Here is a 19655-nt window from a genome sequence, read left to right as displayed (position 1 = left end):
ACCCGCACATCCCGATCTTGCCTCTCCAGGCTCAGCAGCGCGCTCAGCCCCTGGCGTAACGGGAGTGCCTACTCAGAAAGGTAGGGCGGCATGAGTACGTCCATCGGCGTGGTGATCCCCACCCGGGGCAACCGGCCCGAGCAGTTGCGGGCGGCGACCAAGGCGGCGCTCGACCAGGCGTACCCCGGGACCATCGACCTGGTCATCGTGGTCGACGGGGCGTCACCGGAGAAGGTGGCAGAACAGGTGGCCGACGTGATCGCCCCCCGCGACGCCACGGCCGGGCACCACCGGGTCCGCGTGCTGCCCAACCGGCTCAGCCCCGGCCTGCCCGGCGCCCGCAACACCGGCATCGCCGCCTGCGACACCGACCTGATCGCCTTCTGCGACGACGACGACATGTGGCTGCCGGGCAAGCTCGCCGCCCAGGTACGCCGGTTGGAGCCGGGGGCCGAGTTCGCCTCCTGCGCCATCGAGATCGCGTACGGCTCCCGCCGCGTACCCAGGCTGGCCGGAACCGACCGCGTCACCAAGGCCGACCTGATCCGGTCGCGGATGGTGATGGTGCACAGTTCGACGTTCCTGTTCCGGCGCGGGGCGCTGTGGGTCGACGAGAGCGCCCCCGGCGGCCAGAACGAGGACTGGGACCTCGCCCTGCGCGCCGCCCGGCGGCAGCCGATCGTCCACGTCGACCGGCCGCTCGTACGGGTCGCCTGGGGCGCCTCCCACTACGTCGCCCGCTGGGCCGACCGCATCGCCGGGCTGGAGTGGATGCTCGCCCGGCACCCCGAACTGGCCGTGGATCCGCGCGGCGCGGCGCGGATCTACGGTCAACTCGCCTTCCACAACGCCGCACTGGGGCGGCGCCGGGAGGCTGGACGCTGGGCGCTGCGTACCTTCGCCGCCCGGATCGGCGAGCCACGCGCACCGATCGCGCTCGCCGTGGCCGCCGGGCTGATCCCGGCCTCGGCGGTTCTATCCCTGCTGCACCACCGGGGGCACGGCATTTGACCACCCGAGACCTGACCCACCCCACCTCCCCGGACCCCGGTCCCCCGGAGCCACCCCCCGCTGCCCCAACCCCCGGCTCTGCGGAGCCGCACCTGGCATCCTCGGGCCTCGATCTCGCGGACGTCCGCCCTCCCACCCTTCCCCGCCAACGCACCGAACACCCACCCCCCACACCCCAGTCCCGCCCTGGCGGCGACCCGTCCTCAGCTGCCCAGGCCGATCCTCAGCATCCCGCCTGCGACCTGCCCACGGCTCAGGCCGACTCCCTGAGCCCCGCTGGCGACCCGCCCATAGCCACGGAGGCGAGCGCCCCGGTGGATGGCGGGCGTGTCCACGATCCGGTCGTCCCGGCGATGCGTGCCGCGAACACGGGGGTCGGTGGCGACGCGTCTCACGCGAGCCGAGAGGCCTGCGCTGGCGACGGTCCGCACCCGAGCACCGCATCCCACCCGAGCGTGCCTCACATGGGCGACGGGGGGCATCCGGATCCCGCGGCTCACCTGGGTGACAGGGGCCGTGTTGGGGATGTGGCTTCGGGGGGTGGCCGGCATCGGAGTAGCCCGCATGTGGTTCCGCGGGCCGGTCGTGGTGGGCAGGAGTTGCCCGTTGGGGCGCTGGAGGTGCTTCGGCGGGTCAAGGGGAGCGACAGCGCGCGGCCGTACGAGAGGGAACGGCATGTTTGCGCACCCTCCACGGCCGACAGGGCCGGGCGGGTGGTCGTCGGCGGGGTGGCGGTTGATCCGCTGACCGAGCGGCAGGTTGTGGAGCGGGTGGCGGCCGAGTTGGCGGCCGGGCGGGGTGGGCACATCATCACCCCGAATGTGGACATCTGCCGGACCGTCGCCAAGGACGAGGCACTGCGTCGGCTCGTGCGGGAGGCCGAGGTCGTGGTGGCCGATGGGATGCCGCTCGTGTGGGCGTCGCGGCTCATCGGGGTGGCGCTGCCCGAGCGGGTGACCGGGGCGGACCTGATCTGGTCGCTCAGCAAGATGGCGGCGCGGAAGGGGTTCTCGATCTACCTGCTGGGCGGGCCGCCGGGGGTGGCGCGGCAGGCGGGAGAAGAGCTCAGTAGCTGCCATCCCCGGTTGAACGTCTGCGGGTACGATGCGCCGCCGTTCGACTTTGACGTGACCGCTCAAGGGCGGGCCGGGGTACGGGCGCGGGTGGTGGCGGCCGGGCCGAAGCTGGTGTTCGTGGGCCTCGGCTTTCCCAAGCAGGATCTGCTGATCGAGGAACTGCGGCCGGAACTGCCCGGCGCGTGGTTCGTGGGCTGCGGGTCGGCGATCGCGTTCGCGGCGGGTACGGTTCACCGTGCGCCGGACTGGATGCAGAGCCTGGGCCTGGAGTGGCTCTACCGGCTGACGAGCGAGCCGGGACGGCTGGCGAAGCGGTATCTGGTGGACGACCTGCCCTTCGCCGCCCGGTTGCTGGGTGGATGCCTGGTCCACTACATCAGGCGCCGCGCGAGGTGAGGTGGCGGACGCGGCTCATCTCCTCGGAGGTGAGGCCGCGGGTGGCGTTGTGGAGGGCTTGGCGGGAGTTCATGGGGCGGTACGCGGTCCTGGACAGGCCGGTCCAGGCGAAGCCCCGCTCGGCGGTGCCCTCCGCTAGGCAGGCGCGGGTGATGCGGTGTTCGGCGGCCGGGGTCCAGGTCAGGTTGGCGTAGGCGTAGAGGGCGCGGAAGCCGTTCACGGGGTCGGCGGCCAGTTTGTCGTAGGAGACCTGGAGGATGTCCGGGGTCTTGTCGAGGACTGCCCGGGTGACCCGCCACAGGGCGGCGGCCTTGGCCAGGTGGTCCTGGGAGCCGATCAGGGGGCGCAGTTCCTCCACCTCGGGGTGGTCGCGGACGAGTAGCGGCTGTTCGAGGAGTTCGTGGAAGTAGACGGTCCAGTTGAGCCGCCGCCAGCTGGCCGCGAACGCGACCGGGTCGCGGACGAGCGCGATGACCCGGCAGCCGAGCCTCCTGGCGAACCAGCCGGCCGACAGCACGGCGAACGGGTCGTCCAGCAGCGCTCGCCTGCCGGTCAGGCGGCCGTGGGTGAAGGCGGCGCCGTACCGGATCATTCTGGCCAGGTCGTACGGCGAGCGGTTCGCGCGCAGCTCGGCCAGGAACCGGTAGCGCAGGCGGACGGTGTCGCGGAAGGCGGGCATCCAGTCGGCGGCGTTGTCATCGCAGATGTACTGGAACCGGTGGGTGACGCTGGCGCGCAGCACGCCGGGGCAGCGGCCGGGCGGGTGCTGCGGGTTGAGCGGTTCGTTGACGTAGACGAGCTCGCCGCCGGCGGCCAGCATCTTGCCGACCCAGCTCGTCCCGCTGCGAGGCAGCCCGGTGACCAGGATCGGAGTCATAGGGCCGCCCGGGGGCGTGTGGTGGCTCGGGTTCGGGGGCGTAGGGCGGCGTGGAGTTGTCCGGTGATGGGGCTCGGGGTCGTGTGGTGGCTCAGGCTTGGGGTCATGGGGTGGCCCAGGTTCGGGGGCGTAGGGCGGTCAGGCTGTGGCGGCCGAAGGGGTGGAGGCCGTAGCGGCGGTGGAGGCGCCAGAGCGGGAGCAGGTTCTTGACGATCACGCCGCCGGACCAGCCGAGCACCGCGCCGACGGCCCCGTGTGACGGGATCAGCGCCAGGTCGAGCGCGAGCGTGCAGGCGATGGCGGCGACCAGGTTGAGGAGGCTTGAGGTGGTGTGTCCGGCGGCGGTGAGCACCACGTCGACCATCCCGCACGCGGTGGCCAGCATCATCGTCGCGGAAAGGATCAGCGCCACGGGTACGGCCGCGCCGTACTCCTGGCCGAAGATCCGCAGCAGCCACGGCGCGATGGCCGCGTAACCGAGCCAGACGGGCCAGGTCAGGAGCACCAGCCACATGGTCGTGGCCTGGTAGAGCTCGCGGGCGCGCACCAGGTCGCCGCGGGCGAGCGCCTGGATGAGCCGGGGCTGCGCGGCCTGGGCGAGGCCCTGGTTGGCGAGCTGGCCGATGACCTTGAACCGGGTGGCGGCGGTGTAGACGGCGGCAGGGGCGGGTCCGGCCAGCGCCGCGACGACCACGATGTCGAGCCGCTGGAAGATCGCCTGGATCGCGCCGGCCGCCGACCGCGGCGCGGTGTAACGCCACAGGTCGTGCCCGGTCCCGGGCAGGTAAGGGCTACGCGGCAGCCGCCCGCGCAGGCTGAACCCCGCCAGCACCAGCACCACCGGGTACGGCACCGCCCAAGCCGCCAGCAACCACCCTTCCGGCGACCCCACCAGGGCCAATCCCTCCACCCAGCCCGCCAGAGCCGATCCCTCCGGCGAGCCCCCCGCCCATCCCGCCAGGGCCGGCCCCTGCGGCGAGCCTCCGGCCCAGCCCGTCAGGGCTGGCCCCTGCGGCGAGCCTCCGGCCCAGCCCGCGAGGGCCGATCCCTGCGGCGAGCCTCCGGCCCAGCCCTCTGGCGGACCTGTGGGCAACCACCCGCGTGTCCACGCCAGGCAGACCGCGGCCACGAGGACGAGCTGGGCGATCGGCAGCAGGATGCCGTCGTACAGGACGGTCGGCCGCATCACGCCGAACCCGCGCGTGGCCGCCAGCAGGATGTCCGCGGCCACCATGACGGGCAGGACCAGCGTGACCATCCCCAGCTGTGGATAGAGCACGACGCCCGCGACCGACGCCAGCACCACCCCCGGCACCAACGCCGCCCTGACATATCCGGAAATGCCGCGATACTCAAAGGTCTTCGCCCGCGCGATGAAGAAGATCAGCCCGTTGCCCGCGTCCAGCTTGGCCACCCCGGCGACCATCAGCGCCAGCGCCACCGCCGTGAAGAACGACCCGGCCACCGAAACCTCGAAGGCCCTGGTCACCAGCACCACGAGCACGAACTGCGCCACCGCCCCCGCGGCCGCTCCGGTGAGCCCCGCCACGCCGCCCCGGGCCACCCGGCGCAGCGACGCCCGCCGTACCCCGGTCACTGGCGCCATGACGGATCACCGCCCAGCCATCGCACGAGCTGCTGGTCGTAGACCTCGAAGTGGTCGCGCAGGGTCTGCCGCAGCGACTCGGCGACCGGCTTGGGGAGCGGCCGTCCGTTGTGCCGCTCGAACACCGGATTGCCCAGGCGCGGGACTCCCAGGAACTCCAGCACCCGGTCGTAGATCCGCTCGGGGGTGTGGAAGAAGCGGTGGCTGTCGATCACGAGGATGCGCTCCTGCCCGAACAGCGGCTCCAGCCGGTCGAGTTGCTCGGCGTAGCGGCCGCGGGCCAGGTAGGCGTGGTGGCGGTGGGAGTGGTGGACGGCCTCCGGCCGCTCACGCAGCAGTTCCTCGGCACCGGCCAGCCGCTTGTCCTCCAGCTCCACCGCGTACTCGAAGTGCGACTCCGTCTCGAAACCGCGCGCCAGCTCGTGCGCGTGAGCCGAGCAGGCCCGCTCCACGGGATCGCGCACGAGCACGATCAGCTTCACCTCCGGCAGGTCACGGGCGATGCGCTCACCGGCCAGCGGATGGAACAGGTAGTACGGCGACGACTCGAACGCCAGCGGCCGGTGCCCGTGCTTGCGCGCCAGCAGCGCCGCGCCCACCTTCAGCGGAAAGTGGCCCTGGTACCAGGACATGCCGCGCGCGTGGTCCACGTCGAAGTAGTGCACGCCCTTGTGCAGCACCGGCTTGAGCAGCAGCGGATGTTGCGCCAGCGCGCGGTAGAGCGAGGTGGTGCCGCACCGCTGCGCGCCGACGATCAGGAACGAGGGCAGGATCCGCCCGGCCGAGGTGAATCTGCCCGTGGTCCGCGAGACGGCGAGCACCGATTGCTTCATCGCGTTCATGTGAGCAGCTCCTGGGAGTCGACGAGCGGGTTGAGCCAGGTGCTCGGCGGGCCGAGCGGCTCGTGGCCGTCGGCGGCGTGCCGGTCGGCCAGCGCGATCAGGTAGAGAAGGGCGGTCTGCCTGGCGACGGCGGAGCTCAGCCCGAGCGGCGCCAGCACGCCCACGGCCTGGGCCAGGCAGGCGCGGGCGGCGGTGGGCGCGTCCATCCTGCGCAGCGCGCGCTGGAAGAGGTGGTGAAGGGCGTCGAAGCCGTACGGCACGCCGATCGTGTAGCGCTCCCAGTCCCAGACCAGCAGGCGGCCGTCGGCCGACGGGCAGATGTTCCACGGTGAGAGGTCGCCGTGCCAGGCGGGCTCGGCGCCGCCGGTGGCGGCGATCTCCTTGACCGCCCGCGCCAGCAACGTCGCCGGCACCCGGCCCCGGCCCGTGACCGGCAGTGGCGACAGCGCCAGCACCGACAGGTCGCGCCAGCGGGCATGGTGGAGGACGGTCGGCGGCTGGATCGTCTTCAGCGGCAGGTCGGCCAGCCGCTGGAGCGCGCTCGCCTCGTTGGCGATCAGTTCCTGGGCGCGCGGGGTATCGCCGATCTTGACGAAGGCGATCAGCCCGGACTCGGTGTGCGCCTCCAGGATCGGCTTGCGGTTGGCCCGCCTGGCCGGCCGTACGTGCAGGACGGTCTCGACCCGCACGCCGAAGACCTCGCTGAGGTACGCCGAGATCGACCCCTCGACCGGAACCATCACCCTGGGCCCGAGTACGGCGTGCCACCACCGCCGGGGCGCCAGCCGCCGGGGCAGCAGCGCGTGCGGCAGCAGACTGTACGGCTGAGGCGACCCGTGACCGGGAAACAGCACCCGGACGGTCTGCCCCAGATAGCGCAGCCGGATCTTCGCGTCGTTCATGTCGTATTCCTCCACAGGAGGGCGAAGGAGATGAGGTAGAGGCTGAGCGGCGTGACCAGGCCGTCGTAGACGAACATGTAGAACAGCACGAGCAGCATCACCAGCACCCCGGCCAGCCCGACGGGACTGCGGTCGCGCCAGTGACGGCGCACCGCGCCGGCGAAGAAGGCCACGTAGAGGACGGCGCCGGTGACGCCCTGGGTGATGAGCAGCAGCCAGAGCTGCCCGTCGCTGCCCAGCGGCGGATGACCGCAGCCGGGGCACCAGTCGGTCTTGCCGGTGGTGATCGTGCGGTGGTTGCCGGTGGCGTTGCGCGTGTTGCCGAAGCCGATCACGGGGGAGTGGGCGGCGGCCTCGATCGTCGCCGAGACGGTGAACGCCCGGATGTCGTTGGAGTGCGGGTTGTCCAGGCGCTGGATGACCAGCGCGGCCAGCGGGCTCAGCGCGAAGACCAGCGCGGCGGCGGCGGCGATCGCGCAGACGGTGAGCCTGGTCCGGCCGCCGGCCCGGACCACGAGGTAGAGGGCGGCCAGGCCGAGGCCGATCCACAGGCCGCGGTTGAGGGAGTACACGACGGGGACGGCGGCCAGGCAGATCAGCACCACGGCCGCCGCCTTGCGGTGCCGCCCGCCGTACACCCACCAGCCGACCACGAACCAGACCAGCAGGATCGACAGGTTGCTGCCCCAGGCGTTGGCCCATTCGAAGGGGGCCTCGGGGCGGGGCAGGCCGTAGCCGAGCACCTTCTGCGTCTGGGCGGCGGTGGGGTGGATGAGGTTCTGCACGAAGGAGTTGTCGGCGATCCAGCCGGGCAGCACGAGCTCGACCGGCGAGGTGTAGGCGAACTTCGGGAACAGGACGCCGAGCAGCCCGCCGGCCACCGTCCAGACGAACAGCACGCCCAGCATCCGCACCAGCCGCAGCTGCGACAGCTCCTGCTTCGTGAGGTTGCCCAGGTAGAGGACGACGACGAACAGGGAGGTGTAGAGGGCGAACCGCATGCCGTAGCCGATCAGCCGCCCAGGACCGAGGCCGCCGTAGGTGCCGGGTGGCGCCTCGGCCAGTGCCAGCCCGCTGACCAGGTAGCCGGCCAGCAGCAGCACCCACAGTCCCGCGCCGCGCGGCAGCCTGATGGGCCGGCGCCGCCACAGGATGACGGCCATCGGCACCGCCATCACGACGACCGACAGCCCGCCGAAGCCCAGGGCCCACCACACGGGGTAGCCGACGAGGAGCGCGGCGATCGGCCACGCCGGATCCTTCACGGCTTGGCGCCCGGAGTGTCGGTGACGGCGGGCATGGGGGTGGTCTCGGGTTCCGGCGCGGGCGCGGGCACGACGAGCTTGTCGAGGGTCTGCGACAACTTCGGCAGCGCCCTGGACTTCGCCGGCGGTGCCGGGAGGTCGCCCGTGCAGGTCACCGCGCCGATGATCGGCACGTCGTGCCTGCCCAGATGGCGTACGGCCGCCGCGACGTCCCCGGCCGCCGCCTTGCGCAACGTGATCAGGAGGACCGCCGCGTCGGCCTTGCCCAGGTCGCTCACGTCCTCGCCGCTGAGCACCGACAGCGGGGCACGGGCGGCCAGTGGTGCGGCCAGGGCGTACGCGCCGGGACCGGGCGGGACCACCCTGACCAGCAGCCGCTTGCCGGGACATGCCGCGACCACCGAGGAGGCCAGGTCGTGGAGCGTGCCCTTGTCCAGCACCTTGGCCTGATCGGACAGGTCGGCCAGGACGGCGAGGCCGGTCAGCCGCTCGACGTCGGCGGGGCGGCGCAGCCGGGTGTCGAGCCGGTCGCGGCCGTAGGCGGCGGCGGAGCCGGACAGCAGTCCGAGCATGAGGCCGGCGCCGAGATACAGCGGCAGGCTGGGGGCGCTGGGCGCGGTCGGCGTGGCCGCCTCGCTGATCACCGTGCCCGGTGTGATGGCGACCGTCTTCAGGCTGTCGTACTTCATCGTCAGGCTGAGGGCCTGCCGGTTGAGAACGGTCTGCCGGTGGGTGGCGACGGCGTGGCCGGCGGTGCCCCTGCGCAGCTTGGCCACCTGCTCGGCGGTGTCGCCGAGGGCGGAGTTGACCTGTTTGAGCTTGGCCAGGAGCGCCTTCTGCTGGGCGGCGAGCGCGGTCTGCGCGGATTCGGTGCGATGGGTCAGATACGCCTGGCCGTAGGCCCGCGACTGCGCGACGGCCGTCCGCGGGTCCGCCGCGGTGACCGCGATCGCCAGCACCGAGGAGTTGGGCGGCACGCTCACCTCGGCCGGCTCGGCCACCGGGATCCTGAGCGCCGTCGCCGTCATGGCCGCCACGACGGCCGACTGCGCGATCCGCGCCTCGGTGTCGAGGTTGAGCGCCTCGCGCTGGCGGCTGGTGACCTGGTTGTTCTGCTCCTGGACGCCGACCGGGGCGACCAGCACCTCGGTGGTCGCGGTGTAGGCGGGTGGCAGGAGCCTCCAGAGGCCGAGCGCGGCGGCGACCGCGGCCAGCAGGAAGCCGGCGAAGAGCAGCTTGCGCCTGCGGAGCAGCGACAGGTGCTCCGCAAGGTCCGTGCCGGAGCTACGGGCCTGGACGGCCGGCGGCGGGCTCATGGAAGTGTTTACCCCGTGCTTCCGATCGGCGACTCTGCGTCACTATAGGGCGCGCGGATATTGCCCCGTTTGAATACGGAAGATTTTCTCCGGTACGGCTCCGCCATCCGCCCGGAAATGTCCCACGATATTAGGGAAATGCCACTCAAAATCGGGCGAAAGGAATTGGCGGCGGAGTGGATTCCGCGGTGACTGATCGGCGCTCTCGGCAAGCTCGGTTCCCCGAGTGTACCTGCGATTTCCCGCGCATCGAACCACCTCGGCCGTGGGTAACCAGGAAGGTGGCACTGGCTGAAAGTGTCGCCCAGCCGTGGCAAAGTTGCAACGTTGTTTTACCCCGGGGTGGGGGTCCCGGGAGGAAGGACAAAGGGGTCGACGTGTTTCAACGGGGAATTCTTATTAAAAGCCGAAAAATCGGGATCAGGGCGCTGCTGATCGGCGCCCTCCTGCCGATCGCGGCCTGCAGCGGCGCCGAGGGCGTACGCGATCCGGGCACGGGCGACGCCGCCCGGGTCAACGGAAGGCTGGGCATCGAAAGGTCGCCCGCCTGCACGGTCACGGCCAAGCTCATCCCGTCATGCGGCGCCTGGTGGGGCATGGCGCCCGAGATCTTCACCGGGCTGCCGGTCGGCAGGGCCGTACACAAGGCGGAAGAGCGGATGGGCGCGACCGCCGACATCGTGCACGTCTACCACCGGGGGAAGGAGCTGTTCCCCACGGACAAGGAGCTCGCGCTCGCCCGAGACCCCCTCAAACCACGCATGCTGCTCATCAACTGGAAGCCCTCGTTCGAGCACACGTGGGCCGAGATCGCCGACGGCGCGCTGGACCGCCGGATCGACCGGCTGGCGGCCCATGTCCGCGACACGTTCCCTGAGCGCTTCTTCCTCACGATCCACCACGAACCGGAGAACGACGTCGTGCCCTCTGCGGGCTCCGGCATGCAGGCGGCCGACTACGCCGCGATGTACCGGCACGTGGTGCTCCGGCTGCGGGAGAAGGGCGTGAAGAACGCCATCACCGTCATGACCTACATGGGCGCGCCCAACTGGGCGGCCAAGTCCTGGTTCCAGAACCTGTACCCGGGTGACGACGTCGTCGACTGGGTCGCCATGGACCCCTACGCCGACGACCACGTCCGCGACCTGGCCGGACTGGTCAACAAGACCCGCAAGGACTACCCCAGCTGGCCGGGCTTCTACCGCTGGATGCAGTGGCGCTTCCCCGGCAAGCCCATCATGGTCGCCGAATGGGGCGTCTTCGAGCGCTGGAGCGACCGCGCGTTCAAACGTGTCTTCTACGAGTCGGTCCGGGCCCAGATCAAGCACTATCCGCAGATCAGGGCGCTGGTCTACTTCGACTCCCCGAAGGCGCCGCGCGGCGACACGCGCTTCGACACCACCGCGGAGGGCCGCCGCGCCTTCACCGACCTGGCCCGCGACCCCTACTTCCGTTCCACCAAGGTCCCGCGCCCCTGAACGTCAGCGGATCCAGCGCCCGGCGCGCATGGTGTCCAGCACCCGCGACACCGCCGCCTCGATCGAGAGATGCGTGGTGTCGATCGTGAGGTCGGCGTCCTCGGGCTCCTCGTACGGATCGGAGACGCCGGTGAACGACGGGATGACGCCGGAGCGGGCCTTGGCGTACAGGCCCTTGCGGTCGCGCCGCTCGCACTCCTCCAGCGGCGTGGCCACGTGGACCAGCAGGAAGTCCGCCCCGACCCCCTCCACCATGGCCCGCACCTCGTCCCGGGTCCGTGCGTAGGGGGCGATCGGGGCGCAGATGGCCAGGCCGCCGTGCCGCGCGGTCTCGGCGGCGACGAAGCCGATGCGCTGGATGTTGAGGTCGCGGTCCTCCTTGGAGAACGTCAGTCCCTTCGACAGCAGGTGCCGCACCACGTCCCCGTCGAGGTAGGTGATCGTCCTGCCGCCTTCTTCGAGCAGCGCGTCACGCAGCCCGCGGGCGATCGTGGACTTGCCGGAACCGGACAGACCAGTGAAGAACACCACCAGCCCGCGCCGATGCGGCGGCCCGGGGATCTTCACCGGTTCCGGGCCCGCCAGGTGCTCGGTGGCTCCGTACGCGGCGGCGACGTGCTCGCGTAGTTCGAGGTCGAGCTCGGGTTCCTCGCGCGGCGCGAGCGGCACGGGGACGACGAGGGTGTCCTCGGGGAGCTGGTTCTTGGCCTTGAGCGCGGCTCGCACGACGGCCGGGCCGGCTTCGCCGTACGCGAGAGGAAGAAGGAGGATGCGCGCGCCGAGCTCCTTGGCGGTGGCGACGACCTCGCCGAGGTCGTCGAGGGGGCCGCGCATCGTGACCGCGAGCGTCTCGCGCCCGCCCAGCTCGGCGCGGACCCGCTCAGGGGTACGGCGCAGCCGCGCGAACGGCCCGTGCTCCGGCGGGTTGAGGCTCCTGAGCGGCCCGGTGGCGCCCTGCCCGGTGACGGTGACCACGGCCAGCGGCAGGCCTTCCGGGTCGAGAAGGGTGACCTCGTCGCCGGGTCCGGCCTGCTCGGGCAGGTGGAGCGTCACCGGCGCCGGCCAGGGCGTACCGTCGGCCAAGGTGCCGCGCTCCTCGACGGAGTGCAGGTCGTCGTGCCCGAGGAAGCCCTTGAGCGGCTCGAACGCCCCCGACAGGAGAAGTTCGAGATCGGCGAGTTCGCGCTCGTCCGGGGTGAACTCCACGTATTCCATCCCAAGTGAATCGGTAGGAAGGAACTCTAGCGTGCGGCAGGCATAGCGGGACGGTGCATGCGGCGTCTCAGGGGTGACCCATTGGAGGTGAACGTGGACGAACCAGCCTTCCGCGAGTTCGTCGCGGCGCGGTCTTCCGCCCTGATGCGGCTGGCGTTCCTGCTGACCGGCGGTGACCAGCACGCGGCGGAGGACTTGGTGCAGATCGCGCTGTCCAAACTCGCGGGGAAATGGCGGCGGGTGAGCACGCCCGAGGCATATGTACGCCAGATCATGTACCGCCAGCAGGTGAGCTGGTGGCGAGCGGCCGGCCGGCGGCCGGAGGTGGTGCGCCCGGCGGTCCCCGACCTGGCGGAGGCGGACTCCACCCACCAGAGCGAACTGCGCATGGTCTTACGCGGCGCGCTGGCCAGGCTGACCCCGCGGCAGCGGACGGTCCTGGTGCTGCGCTACTTCGAGGACCTGCCCGACCACGAGGTGGCCAAGGTGCTGGGCTGCTCGGTCGGGACCGTGCGGAGCACCGCACACCGATCGCTCGCCAAGTTGCGGGAGCTCTTCCCGGAGCTGGAGGTAGTGGGATGACGAATCAGTTGCGCGAGGTGATGGGCGAGTGGGCCGACGAGGTCCAGGTGCCGCACGACCTGGCCGACCGGGCGCTACGGCGGCGTGCCCGGCGGCCCTGGGTCTACGGCGCGCTGGCGGTCGGCGTCGCTGCGGCGCTGGCCGTGGTGGCGGTGATCGTGCCGAGAGAAAGAGACATCGTGATCAGGCCCGCGACCGAGGTGACGTTGCCCGCCAGGCCGTCACCGGCGCCGACGGACGTGCGGGCGGACGTGGACAACGTCCCGCCCAGGAACATGATCGCGGCGGGGAACTACGCGATCTCCTCATATTTCGTGTACTCGACGGAGAAACTGGGCGGCCGGTGGGAGCGGCGCCGCCATACCTGGTGGCTGCTGAACCCCCGGACCGGCACCTATGAGAAGACGCCCTACGCGTGGCTGGACGTGGCGCCGGGCCTGCAGGTGGCCGCCGTCCTCGAAGGCGAGGTGATGGGGCGCAGGATCGGCATACTCGACCTGAACACCGGGCAGTTCCTGACCTGGATCGAGCTGGACCGGGACGTCATCGGCCTGAAATGGTCACCCGACGGCACGAAGCTGCTGGCCACCGCCTACACCGAGTACCCCATGCGATGGCGGCGGATCAGCTCCGACTCCACGACAGTCGAACCGACGACCCGCACCGGTTTCTACGTCGTGGACGTGCCGACGAAAAAGGTGGAGTTCCGCCCCATGCCCATCGACGAGAACCTCCTCTCCGCCGGCTCGCAGGACTTCTCCTGGAGCCAGGACGGCACGCTGGTCTGGGAGGGCCGCGGCGGCGAGCCGAGACGTGCGTACTTCACCCCGGACGGACGCGCGCACGAGGCGCCCCAGGAGGAGTACTCCAGCGGGGGCGTCTCGCCGCTGTCGCCCAACGGCACCCTGCTGCTCGGCGACGACGGCCTGCCCACCGCGATCACCGAGAAGGCGACCGGCCGCGTCGTCGGCAGGCAGCAGGCGCTGCAACTCCACGCGTGGGCCGACGACGAGAGCGTCATCGCACTGAGGTGCGCGCGCGAGTGCGACAACGAGCTCGACGCGGCGCTGATGCTGATCGGAGTGGACGGCACGGAGAAGCAGCAGCTCAGCGGATACCAGGACGGGATGAAGGAGGACCCCTGGGTCTGGGTGCTGACGCCTAGATGAGCCGGGCGAAGTGGTTCTGGGGTTTGCGGATGACCATCGTCACCTCGTCGTGAGAGGACGGGAGGCGGCCGCGCGTGAGTTTGTCCACGAGCGCGACGGCCGCACTCCCGATCCGCCCCATGGCAGGCCCGGTGGTCGCCGTCTGGTCGTCGGTGATCATGAGGCCGCGGGTGAGGCAGAAGGCGTGCATGCCGTCGCGCGAGGTGATCGGCTCGTACACCGCCGGCAGCGGCCCCGGAGTGCCCTCGGCGACCAGCCGCTTCCAGAGCAGCGACCGCAGCCACGACGGAACGGCCCGATCGCACCACCCATAGGCGGAACGCCGATCGCGCATCCTGAGCAGCACCAGCCCGCCCGGCCGCAGGGCCTGGAGCATGCGGTCGAGAACCAGCTCGGCATGCTGGATCCGCTCCAGCAGAAACGTCAGCTGGATCACGTCGAACGACCGCGGCGGCATCGGCACCGACCGCATGTCCCCCAGCGCCCACGAGACCAGGTCCTGCCGCCCCTCGACGACCGCCCGGACGGCGGGCAGTTCCTCATCGACCCCCGTGACCCTGGTCTCCATGCGCTCCAGAAGGAGCGGCTCGTCACGCGCGCACCCGGCGATGAGAATGTCGAGCCGCCGCCCCAGCTGCTCGGTCCACTGCTCGCGGATCCGCTGACCAAACAGGTCGCCCCGCAGAGCGACCGCACGCACCTCTGACATGTCACCAACAGTAATCACTCGATCGCTCTTAGTTGCGCATTTCTCCTCTCTTCCCCGCCCCCTTTCCCCCAGGACCTCTGCCACGCCCTTTTCACGCCGGTCCGTTGCGGCGGGCCACCCCTCCATGTGTCCGTCGTCTCTTGTTGCGCTCCCGTCCGTTGCGGCGGGCCACCCCTCCATGTGTCCGTCGTCTCTTGTTGCGCTCCCGTCCGTTGCGGCGGGCCACCACGGCGCCTCTCCGTCGCGTCGCGCTCCGCGCCCATCCGTTACGGCAAGCCGCCCCCACGCCCCCCGCCGCCATGGGCGCGCCTCCGTGCAAGGTCGCCCGGCAGTCGGACAAACGCGCCGCCGCGACGGCGCCCGTTTCACCACCCGCGCGGAAACCCGTGAGCCGGGGCTGGGCGGGAACGGAGGGCAGAGCTGAGCGGAAGCTGTGAATCGGGACCGACTCGTAACGCGGCAAGTAGGGATAAATCTGGTGAAATGTCGGAGTGGAGACGCTGAAGGACCTCCTTGACGGCGTGGCGGCCGGACAACTGCCCGCTCCCGACGGAGCCGTGGACCTCCTCCCGCAACCCACCACCCGAGACCTGGGCATCATCGCCTTCACCGCCCACACCGTGGTCTTCGCCGACCTCCACCCCATCTGGCTGCGCGCCCGCCTGCCGGAAGGCGACCTGTCGGCGCCGCTGAACCCACCCTTCCTTCGCGCCTTGGAACGCAAGACCGGCCGCCGCGTGGACGGCCTGGATATGCTCCTCCTCGCCCAGCCCCTGCCCGGCCCCCCGTCGGCCGCCCTGGCCGAGGTCACCAGCCGCGCCCACCCGAGGGTCGCACGAGCCCACCGCCACCGCGACGGCGTACGCGCGTGGGGATGCGAAGGCGGCCTCCTCGTCCTGGGCCGAGGCGTCGCGGGCCGCTGGGAGGCCGCCGTGGAGATCGCCCCCGAACACCGGGGCAGAGGCCTGGGCCGCACCCTGGCCACCGCCGCCCGCCACCTGGCCCCGGAACCCGTCTGGGCCCAGGTGGCCCCGGGCAACGCCGCCAGCGTCCGCGCCTTCCTCGCCGCCGGCTTTCTCCCCATGGGCTCAGAAGCCCTCCTCCCCCCACCCGACTAGACGGTTGATGCCATGCGGTGACCTGCCGAGCGGGTGGTCGCCGGGGTCCGGCTGCCTGGGCGCGGCGCGCCGCCTGGATGCGGGGCCGCGCGGGTGGTGAACGGGCGCCGTTACGGAGGCGCGTCTGTCCGACTGCCGGGCGACCTTGCACGGACGCTCGCGCGCGTCGGTGGGAGGCGTTGGGGTGGCGCAGCCGTAAGGGATGGGGCGGGTGCGGCGGGACAGGAGCGGCGAGGCAGAGCACACGGGACGTGCAGCCAGCGGGGAGGCGAGGAGACAAGGGCGAGGCGAGGAGACAAGGGCGAGGCGAGGAGACAAGAGGAGACAAGAGGAGAGGAGAGGAGACGGCGGGGGCGAGGGCGGGCGCGGAGGGGTAAGACGCGCGGGATGTGTAGTCGGAGTGACGGGAAGGCGAGGAGATGGGACGGCGAGGAGGCGAGTGGGCGAAGAAGCGAATGGGTGGGGAGGGCGGGGGTCGTGGTGGGGTGGACAGTAGGGTGGGGGTGACCCCCGCGACCGATGCAGGCCGGGGGTAGTCGTGTTGCCCCGGGCTGGGGTGATCATGTTGCGTGGGGCTGTGGATGAGTCTTTCCGGACTGCTTGACCTTGTTGCCGCCGATCCCAAGTTGACCGCCGCTCTCGAAGAGGGTGGCGATGTCGCGCTGGTCGCGCCCGCGGCCATGCGCCCGTTCGGGGTGGCCGCGCTGGTCGGCCGTGACCAGCGGACGGTGCTGGCCGTCACCGCGACCGGGCGTGAGGCCGAGGATCTGGCGTCGGCGCTCACAAGCCTGATCGAGCCCAGCACCGTCGCCGTCTTCCCCGCCTGGGAGACCCTGCCGCACGAACGGCTGTCGCCGCGCAGCGACACCGTCGGCCAGCGGCTGGCGGTGCTCAGGCGGCTGGCGCATCCGGTGAGCGGTGACGTCTCGGCCGGGCCGCTCAGTGTGATCGTGGCGCCGGTGCGCGCCCTTTTGCAGCCCATCGTCAAGGGGCTCGGCGATCTGGAGCCGATCCGGCTGCGGGCCGGTGACGACGCCGATCTCGACGACGTGGTCGGCCGGCTGGTCACCAACGGCTACCACCGCGTGGACATGGTGGAGCGGCGTGGTGAGGTGGCGGTGCGTGGCGGGTTGCTGGACGTGTTCCCGCCTACGGAGGAGCATCCGCTGCGGCTGGAGTTCTGGGGCGACACGGTCGAGGAGATCCGCTGGTTCAAGGTGGCCGACCAGCGCTCGCTGGAGGCGGCGGAGGACGGGTTGTTCGCGCCGCCGTGCCGGGAGCTGCTGCTGACGCCGGAGGTGCGTGAGCGGGCCAGGGCGCTGGGGGAGGAGCATCCTTCGCTGGCGGAGGTGCTCGACCAGCTGGCCGAGGGTCTGCCGGTGGAGGGGATGGAGGCGTTCGCGCCGGTGCTGGCGGGGGAGATGGACCTGCTGGTCGATCATCTTCCGGCGCGGTCGGCGGTGTTCGTGTGTGATCCGGAGCGGATTCGCGGCCGGGCCGAGGAGCTCGTACGGACCTCTCAGGAGTTTCTCGAGGCGTCGTGGATCAACGCGGCGGCCGGTGGCGAGGCGCCCATCGATCTCGGCGCCGCCGCCTTCAGGACGCTTGACGACGTGCGCGGGCACGCCGACGCGCTGGGGCAGCAGTGGTGGACGCTGGCGCCGTTCGGATCCGGGGTGGAGCTGGACGCGCACGACTCCGAGGCTTATCGGGGCGACACCGCGCGGGCGCTGGCCGACATCAAGGGCTGGCTGGCGGAGGACAAGGCGGTCGTGCTGCTCAGCGAGGGCATGGGCTCGGCCGAGCGCATGGTCGAGCTGCTCAAGGGCGTGGACGTTCCCGCCCGTCTGCAGAAATATCTGGACAAGGCGCCGGAGCCCAAGGTCGTCCACGTCACCACCGGCCTCATCGAGCACGGCTTCGTCACCAAGGACCTCGCCGTCCTCACCCACCTCGACCTCGTCGGGCAGAAGGCCTCCACCAAGGACATGCGCCGCCTGCCCAGCCGCCGACGCAACATGGTCGACCCGCTCCAGCTCAAGGTCGGCGACCACGTGGTGCACGAGCAGCACGGCGTCGGCCGCTACATCGAGATGGTCCAGCGCACGGTCCAGGGCGCGACCAGGGAGTACCTGGTCATCGAGTACGCCAAGGGCGACCGCCTCTACGTGCCCACCGACCAGCTCGACGAGGTCACCAGGTACGTGGGCGGCGAGGCCCCCACGCTCAACCGCATGGGTGGCGCCGACTGGAACAAGGCCAAGGCCAAGGCCAAGAAGGCCGTCAAGGAGATCGCCGGCGAGCTGATCAGGCTCTACAGCGCCCGCATGGCCAGTCCGGGCTACGCCTTCGCCGCCGACTCGCCGTGGCAGCGCGAGATGGAGGACGCCTTTCCGTACGCCGAGACCGGCGACCAGCTGGAGGCCATCGACGAGGTCAAGCGCGACATGGAGCGCGGCGTCCCCATGGACCGCCTCATCTGCGGCGACGTCGGCTACGGCAAGACCGAGATCGCGGTGCGCGCGGCCTTCAAGGCGGTGCAGGACGGCAAGCAGGTCGCGGTGCTGGTGCCCACGACGCTGCTGGTGCAGCAGCACATGTCGACGTTCACCGAGCGGTTCTCCAGCTTCCCCGTCTCGCTCAAGCCGGTCTCCCGCTTCCAGACCGACGGCGAGGTCAAGGGCACGCTGGAAGGGTTGCGCTCGGGCGCGGTGGACATCGTCATCGGCACCCACCGCCTGCTCAGCCCCGAGGTGCGCTTCAAGGACCTCGGCCTGATCATCATCGACGAGGAGCAGCGTTTCGGCGTCGAGCACAAAGAGGCCATGAAGCACCTGCGCACGCAGGTGGACGTGCTGGCGATGTCGGCCACGCCGATCCCGCGCACGCTGGAGATGGGACTGACCGGCATCCGTGAGATGTCCACGATCCTCACCCCGCCGGAGGAACGGCACCCGATCCTCACCTTCGTCGGCCCCTACGACGAGAAGCAGCTCACCGCCGCGATCCGCCGCGAGCTCATGCGCGACGGCCAGATCTTCTTCGTGCACAACCGGGTGGCCTCCATCAACCGGGTGGCTGCGCGCGTCAAGGAGCTCGTGCCCGAGGCGCGCGTCGCGGTCGCGCACGGCCAGATGAACGAGCACCAGCTCGAGAAGATCATGGTGGGTTTCTGGGAGCGCGAGTACGACGTGCTCGTGTGCACCACGATCGTCGAGTCCGGGCTCGACGTGCCCAACGCCAACACGCTCATCGTCGACCGGGCCGACAACTACGGCCTGTCCCAGCTCCACCAGCTACGCGGACGCGTGGGCCGGGGCCGCGAGCGCGGCTACGCCTACTTCCTGTATCCGCCGGAGAAGCCGCTCACCGAGACCGCGCACGAGCGCCTGGCCACGATCGCCCAGCACACCGAGATGGGCGCCGGCATGTATGTGGCGATGAAGGACCTGGAGATCCGCGGCGCCGGCAACGTGCTGGGGGCCGAGCAGTCGGGGTTCATCGCCGGGGTGGGCTTCGATCTCTATGTCCGGCTGATGGCGGAAGCCGTACAGGAGCAGAAGGCGAAGCTGTCGGGGCAGCAGGTCGTGGAGGAGCATCACGACGTGAAGGTCGAGCTGCCGATCAACGCGCACATCCCGCACGACTACGTCACCTCGGAGCGGCTGCGGCTGGAGGCCTACAAGCGGATCGCCGCGATCGCCTCCGACCTCGGCATCGACGAGGTGCGCGCCGAGCTCACCGACCGGTACGGCAAGCCGCCCGTGCAGGTCGAGAACCTCCTGGCGGTGGCACGCTTCCGGCTCAGGGCCCGCCAGGCGGGGCTCACGGACGTGACGCTGCAGGCGCAGAACATCAAGTTCGGCCCGGTCGTGCTGAAGGAGTCGCAGCAGGTACGCCTGGACCGGCTGTACAAGAGCGCCATCTACAAGCAGGCGGCGGAGACGCTCCTGGTGCCGATGCCGAAGACCAAGCCGGTGGGCGGGCAGCCACTTCGCGACCTGGACCTGCTCAAATGGTGCGGGGATCTGGTCGAGGCGATGTTCCTGGAGCCCGCACGGGTAAGCTAGCGCCGGTTTTTGTCGGAAAGGAT

Annotated in this window: 15 protein-coding genes; 7 read left to right on the top strand and 8 right to left on the bottom strand. The window is 71.0% G+C overall.

Features of this window, described 5'->3' with window-relative positions; all coding sequences use genetic code 11:
* Positions 1–90: 90 nt before the first annotated feature.
* Positions 91–1011, top strand: coding sequence for a glycosyltransferase family 2 protein (locus ACFWY5_RS38055; protein WP_379637655.1), 921 nt, complete (start codon positions 91–93; stop codon positions 1009–1011).
* A 599-nt stretch (positions 1012–1610) separates the two neighbouring features.
* Positions 1611–2483: a WecB/TagA/CpsF family glycosyltransferase gene (locus ACFWY5_RS38050; protein ID WP_379626449.1), complete on the top strand. Its 873-nt coding sequence runs from the start codon at positions 1611–1613 to the stop codon at positions 2481–2483.
* Here ACFWY5_RS38050 and ACFWY5_RS38045 read toward each other — a convergent pair.
* The 6 genes from ACFWY5_RS38045 to ACFWY5_RS38020 all read right to left on the bottom strand — a co-directional run bounded on the left by ACFWY5_RS38045 (position 2464) and on the right by ACFWY5_RS38020 (position 9291).
* Complete coding sequence (locus ACFWY5_RS38045; protein WP_379637654.1) at positions 2464–3360, bottom strand: sulfotransferase; 897 nt, start codon at positions 3358–3360, stop codon at positions 2464–2466. The genes ACFWY5_RS38050 and ACFWY5_RS38045 overlap by 20 nt on opposite strands.
* Before the next feature lie 103 nt (positions 3361–3463).
* Positions 3464–4966: a lipopolysaccharide biosynthesis protein gene (locus tag ACFWY5_RS38040; RefSeq protein WP_379637653.1), complete on the bottom strand. Its 1503-nt coding sequence runs from the start codon at positions 4964–4966 to the stop codon at positions 3464–3466.
* Positions 4954–5808, bottom strand: coding sequence for a sulfotransferase family protein (locus ACFWY5_RS38035; RefSeq protein ID WP_379626456.1), 855 nt, complete (start codon positions 5806–5808; stop codon positions 4954–4956). The genes ACFWY5_RS38040 and ACFWY5_RS38035 overlap by 13 nt, the downstream gene beginning before the upstream one ends.
* Positions 5805–6710, bottom strand: a complete 906-nt coding sequence (locus tag ACFWY5_RS38030; RefSeq protein ID WP_379626458.1) for a hypothetical protein — start codon at positions 6708–6710, stop codon at positions 5805–5807. The genes ACFWY5_RS38035 and ACFWY5_RS38030 overlap by 4 nt, the downstream gene beginning before the upstream one ends.
* Entirely contained in the window at positions 6707–7975 is a 1269-nt protein-coding gene (locus ACFWY5_RS38025) for a hypothetical protein (RefSeq protein WP_379626460.1), read from the bottom strand. The genes ACFWY5_RS38030 and ACFWY5_RS38025 overlap by 4 nt, the downstream gene beginning before the upstream one ends.
* The gene (locus ACFWY5_RS38020) at positions 7972–9291 is read right to left on the bottom strand and encodes a Wzz/FepE/Etk N-terminal domain-containing protein (protein ID WP_379637652.1); all 1320 of its coding nucleotides are present in this window, start codon (positions 9289–9291) and stop codon (positions 7972–7974) included. Before ACFWY5_RS38020 ends, ACFWY5_RS38025 begins: the two co-directional genes overlap by 4 nt.
* A 377-nt stretch (positions 9292–9668) precedes the next feature.
* On the opposite strand from ACFWY5_RS38020, the gene ACFWY5_RS38015 reads away from it, so the two are divergent.
* Complete coding sequence (locus ACFWY5_RS38015; RefSeq protein WP_379637651.1) at positions 9669–10769, top strand: glycoside hydrolase family 26 protein; 1101 nt, start codon at positions 9669–9671, stop codon at positions 10767–10769.
* A 3-nt stretch (positions 10770–10772) separates the two neighbouring features.
* On the opposite strand, the gene cysC is transcribed toward ACFWY5_RS38015, so the two are convergent.
* Positions 10773–11984 carry an adenylyl-sulfate kinase gene (cysC, locus tag ACFWY5_RS38010; RefSeq protein ID WP_379637650.1) on the bottom strand — a complete coding sequence of 404 codons (1212 nt, stop codon included), beginning with the start codon at positions 11982–11984 and terminating at the stop codon, positions 10773–10775.
* 93 nt (positions 11985–12077) lie between these two features.
* Here cysC and ACFWY5_RS38005 point away from each other — a divergent pair, with 93 nt between their 5' ends.
* A complete protein-coding gene (locus ACFWY5_RS38005) occupies positions 12078–12566 on the top strand; it encodes a SigE family RNA polymerase sigma factor (protein ID WP_379637648.1) in 489 nt (162 codons plus the stop codon).
* Positions 12563–13735 carry a hypothetical protein gene (locus tag ACFWY5_RS38000; RefSeq protein ID WP_379637647.1) on the top strand — a complete coding sequence of 391 codons (1173 nt, stop codon included), beginning with the start codon at positions 12563–12565 and terminating at the stop codon, positions 13733–13735. Before ACFWY5_RS38005 ends, ACFWY5_RS38000 begins: the two co-directional genes overlap by 4 nt.
* Here the strand turns inward: ACFWY5_RS38000 and ACFWY5_RS37995 are convergent.
* The gene (locus ACFWY5_RS37995; protein WP_379637646.1) at positions 13728–14444 is read right to left on the bottom strand and encodes a class I SAM-dependent methyltransferase; all 717 of its coding nucleotides are present in this window, start codon (positions 14442–14444) and stop codon (positions 13728–13730) included. The two genes, ACFWY5_RS38000 and ACFWY5_RS37995, sit on opposite strands and share 8 nt — an antisense overlap.
* A gap of 491 nt (positions 14445–14935) precedes the next feature.
* Between ACFWY5_RS37995 and ACFWY5_RS37990 the strand changes: the two genes are divergently transcribed.
* Positions 14936–15562, top strand: coding sequence for a GNAT family N-acetyltransferase (locus tag ACFWY5_RS37990; RefSeq protein ID WP_379626474.1), 627 nt, complete (start codon positions 14936–14938; stop codon positions 15560–15562).
* A gap of 581 nt (positions 15563–16143) precedes the next feature.
* Positions 16144–19632, top strand: coding sequence for a transcription-repair coupling factor (mfd, locus tag ACFWY5_RS37985; protein WP_379626481.1), 3489 nt, complete (start codon positions 16144–16146; stop codon positions 19630–19632).
* The last annotated feature ends 23 nt before the right edge of the window (positions 19633–19655 follow it).

The sequence above is a fragment of the Nonomuraea sp. NPDC059007 genome, from assembly GCF_042740555.1.
Lineage (GTDB): Bacteria > Actinomycetota > Actinomycetes > Streptosporangiales > Streptosporangiaceae > Nonomuraea.
This window is presented reverse-complemented; position numbering and strand designations above follow the sequence as displayed.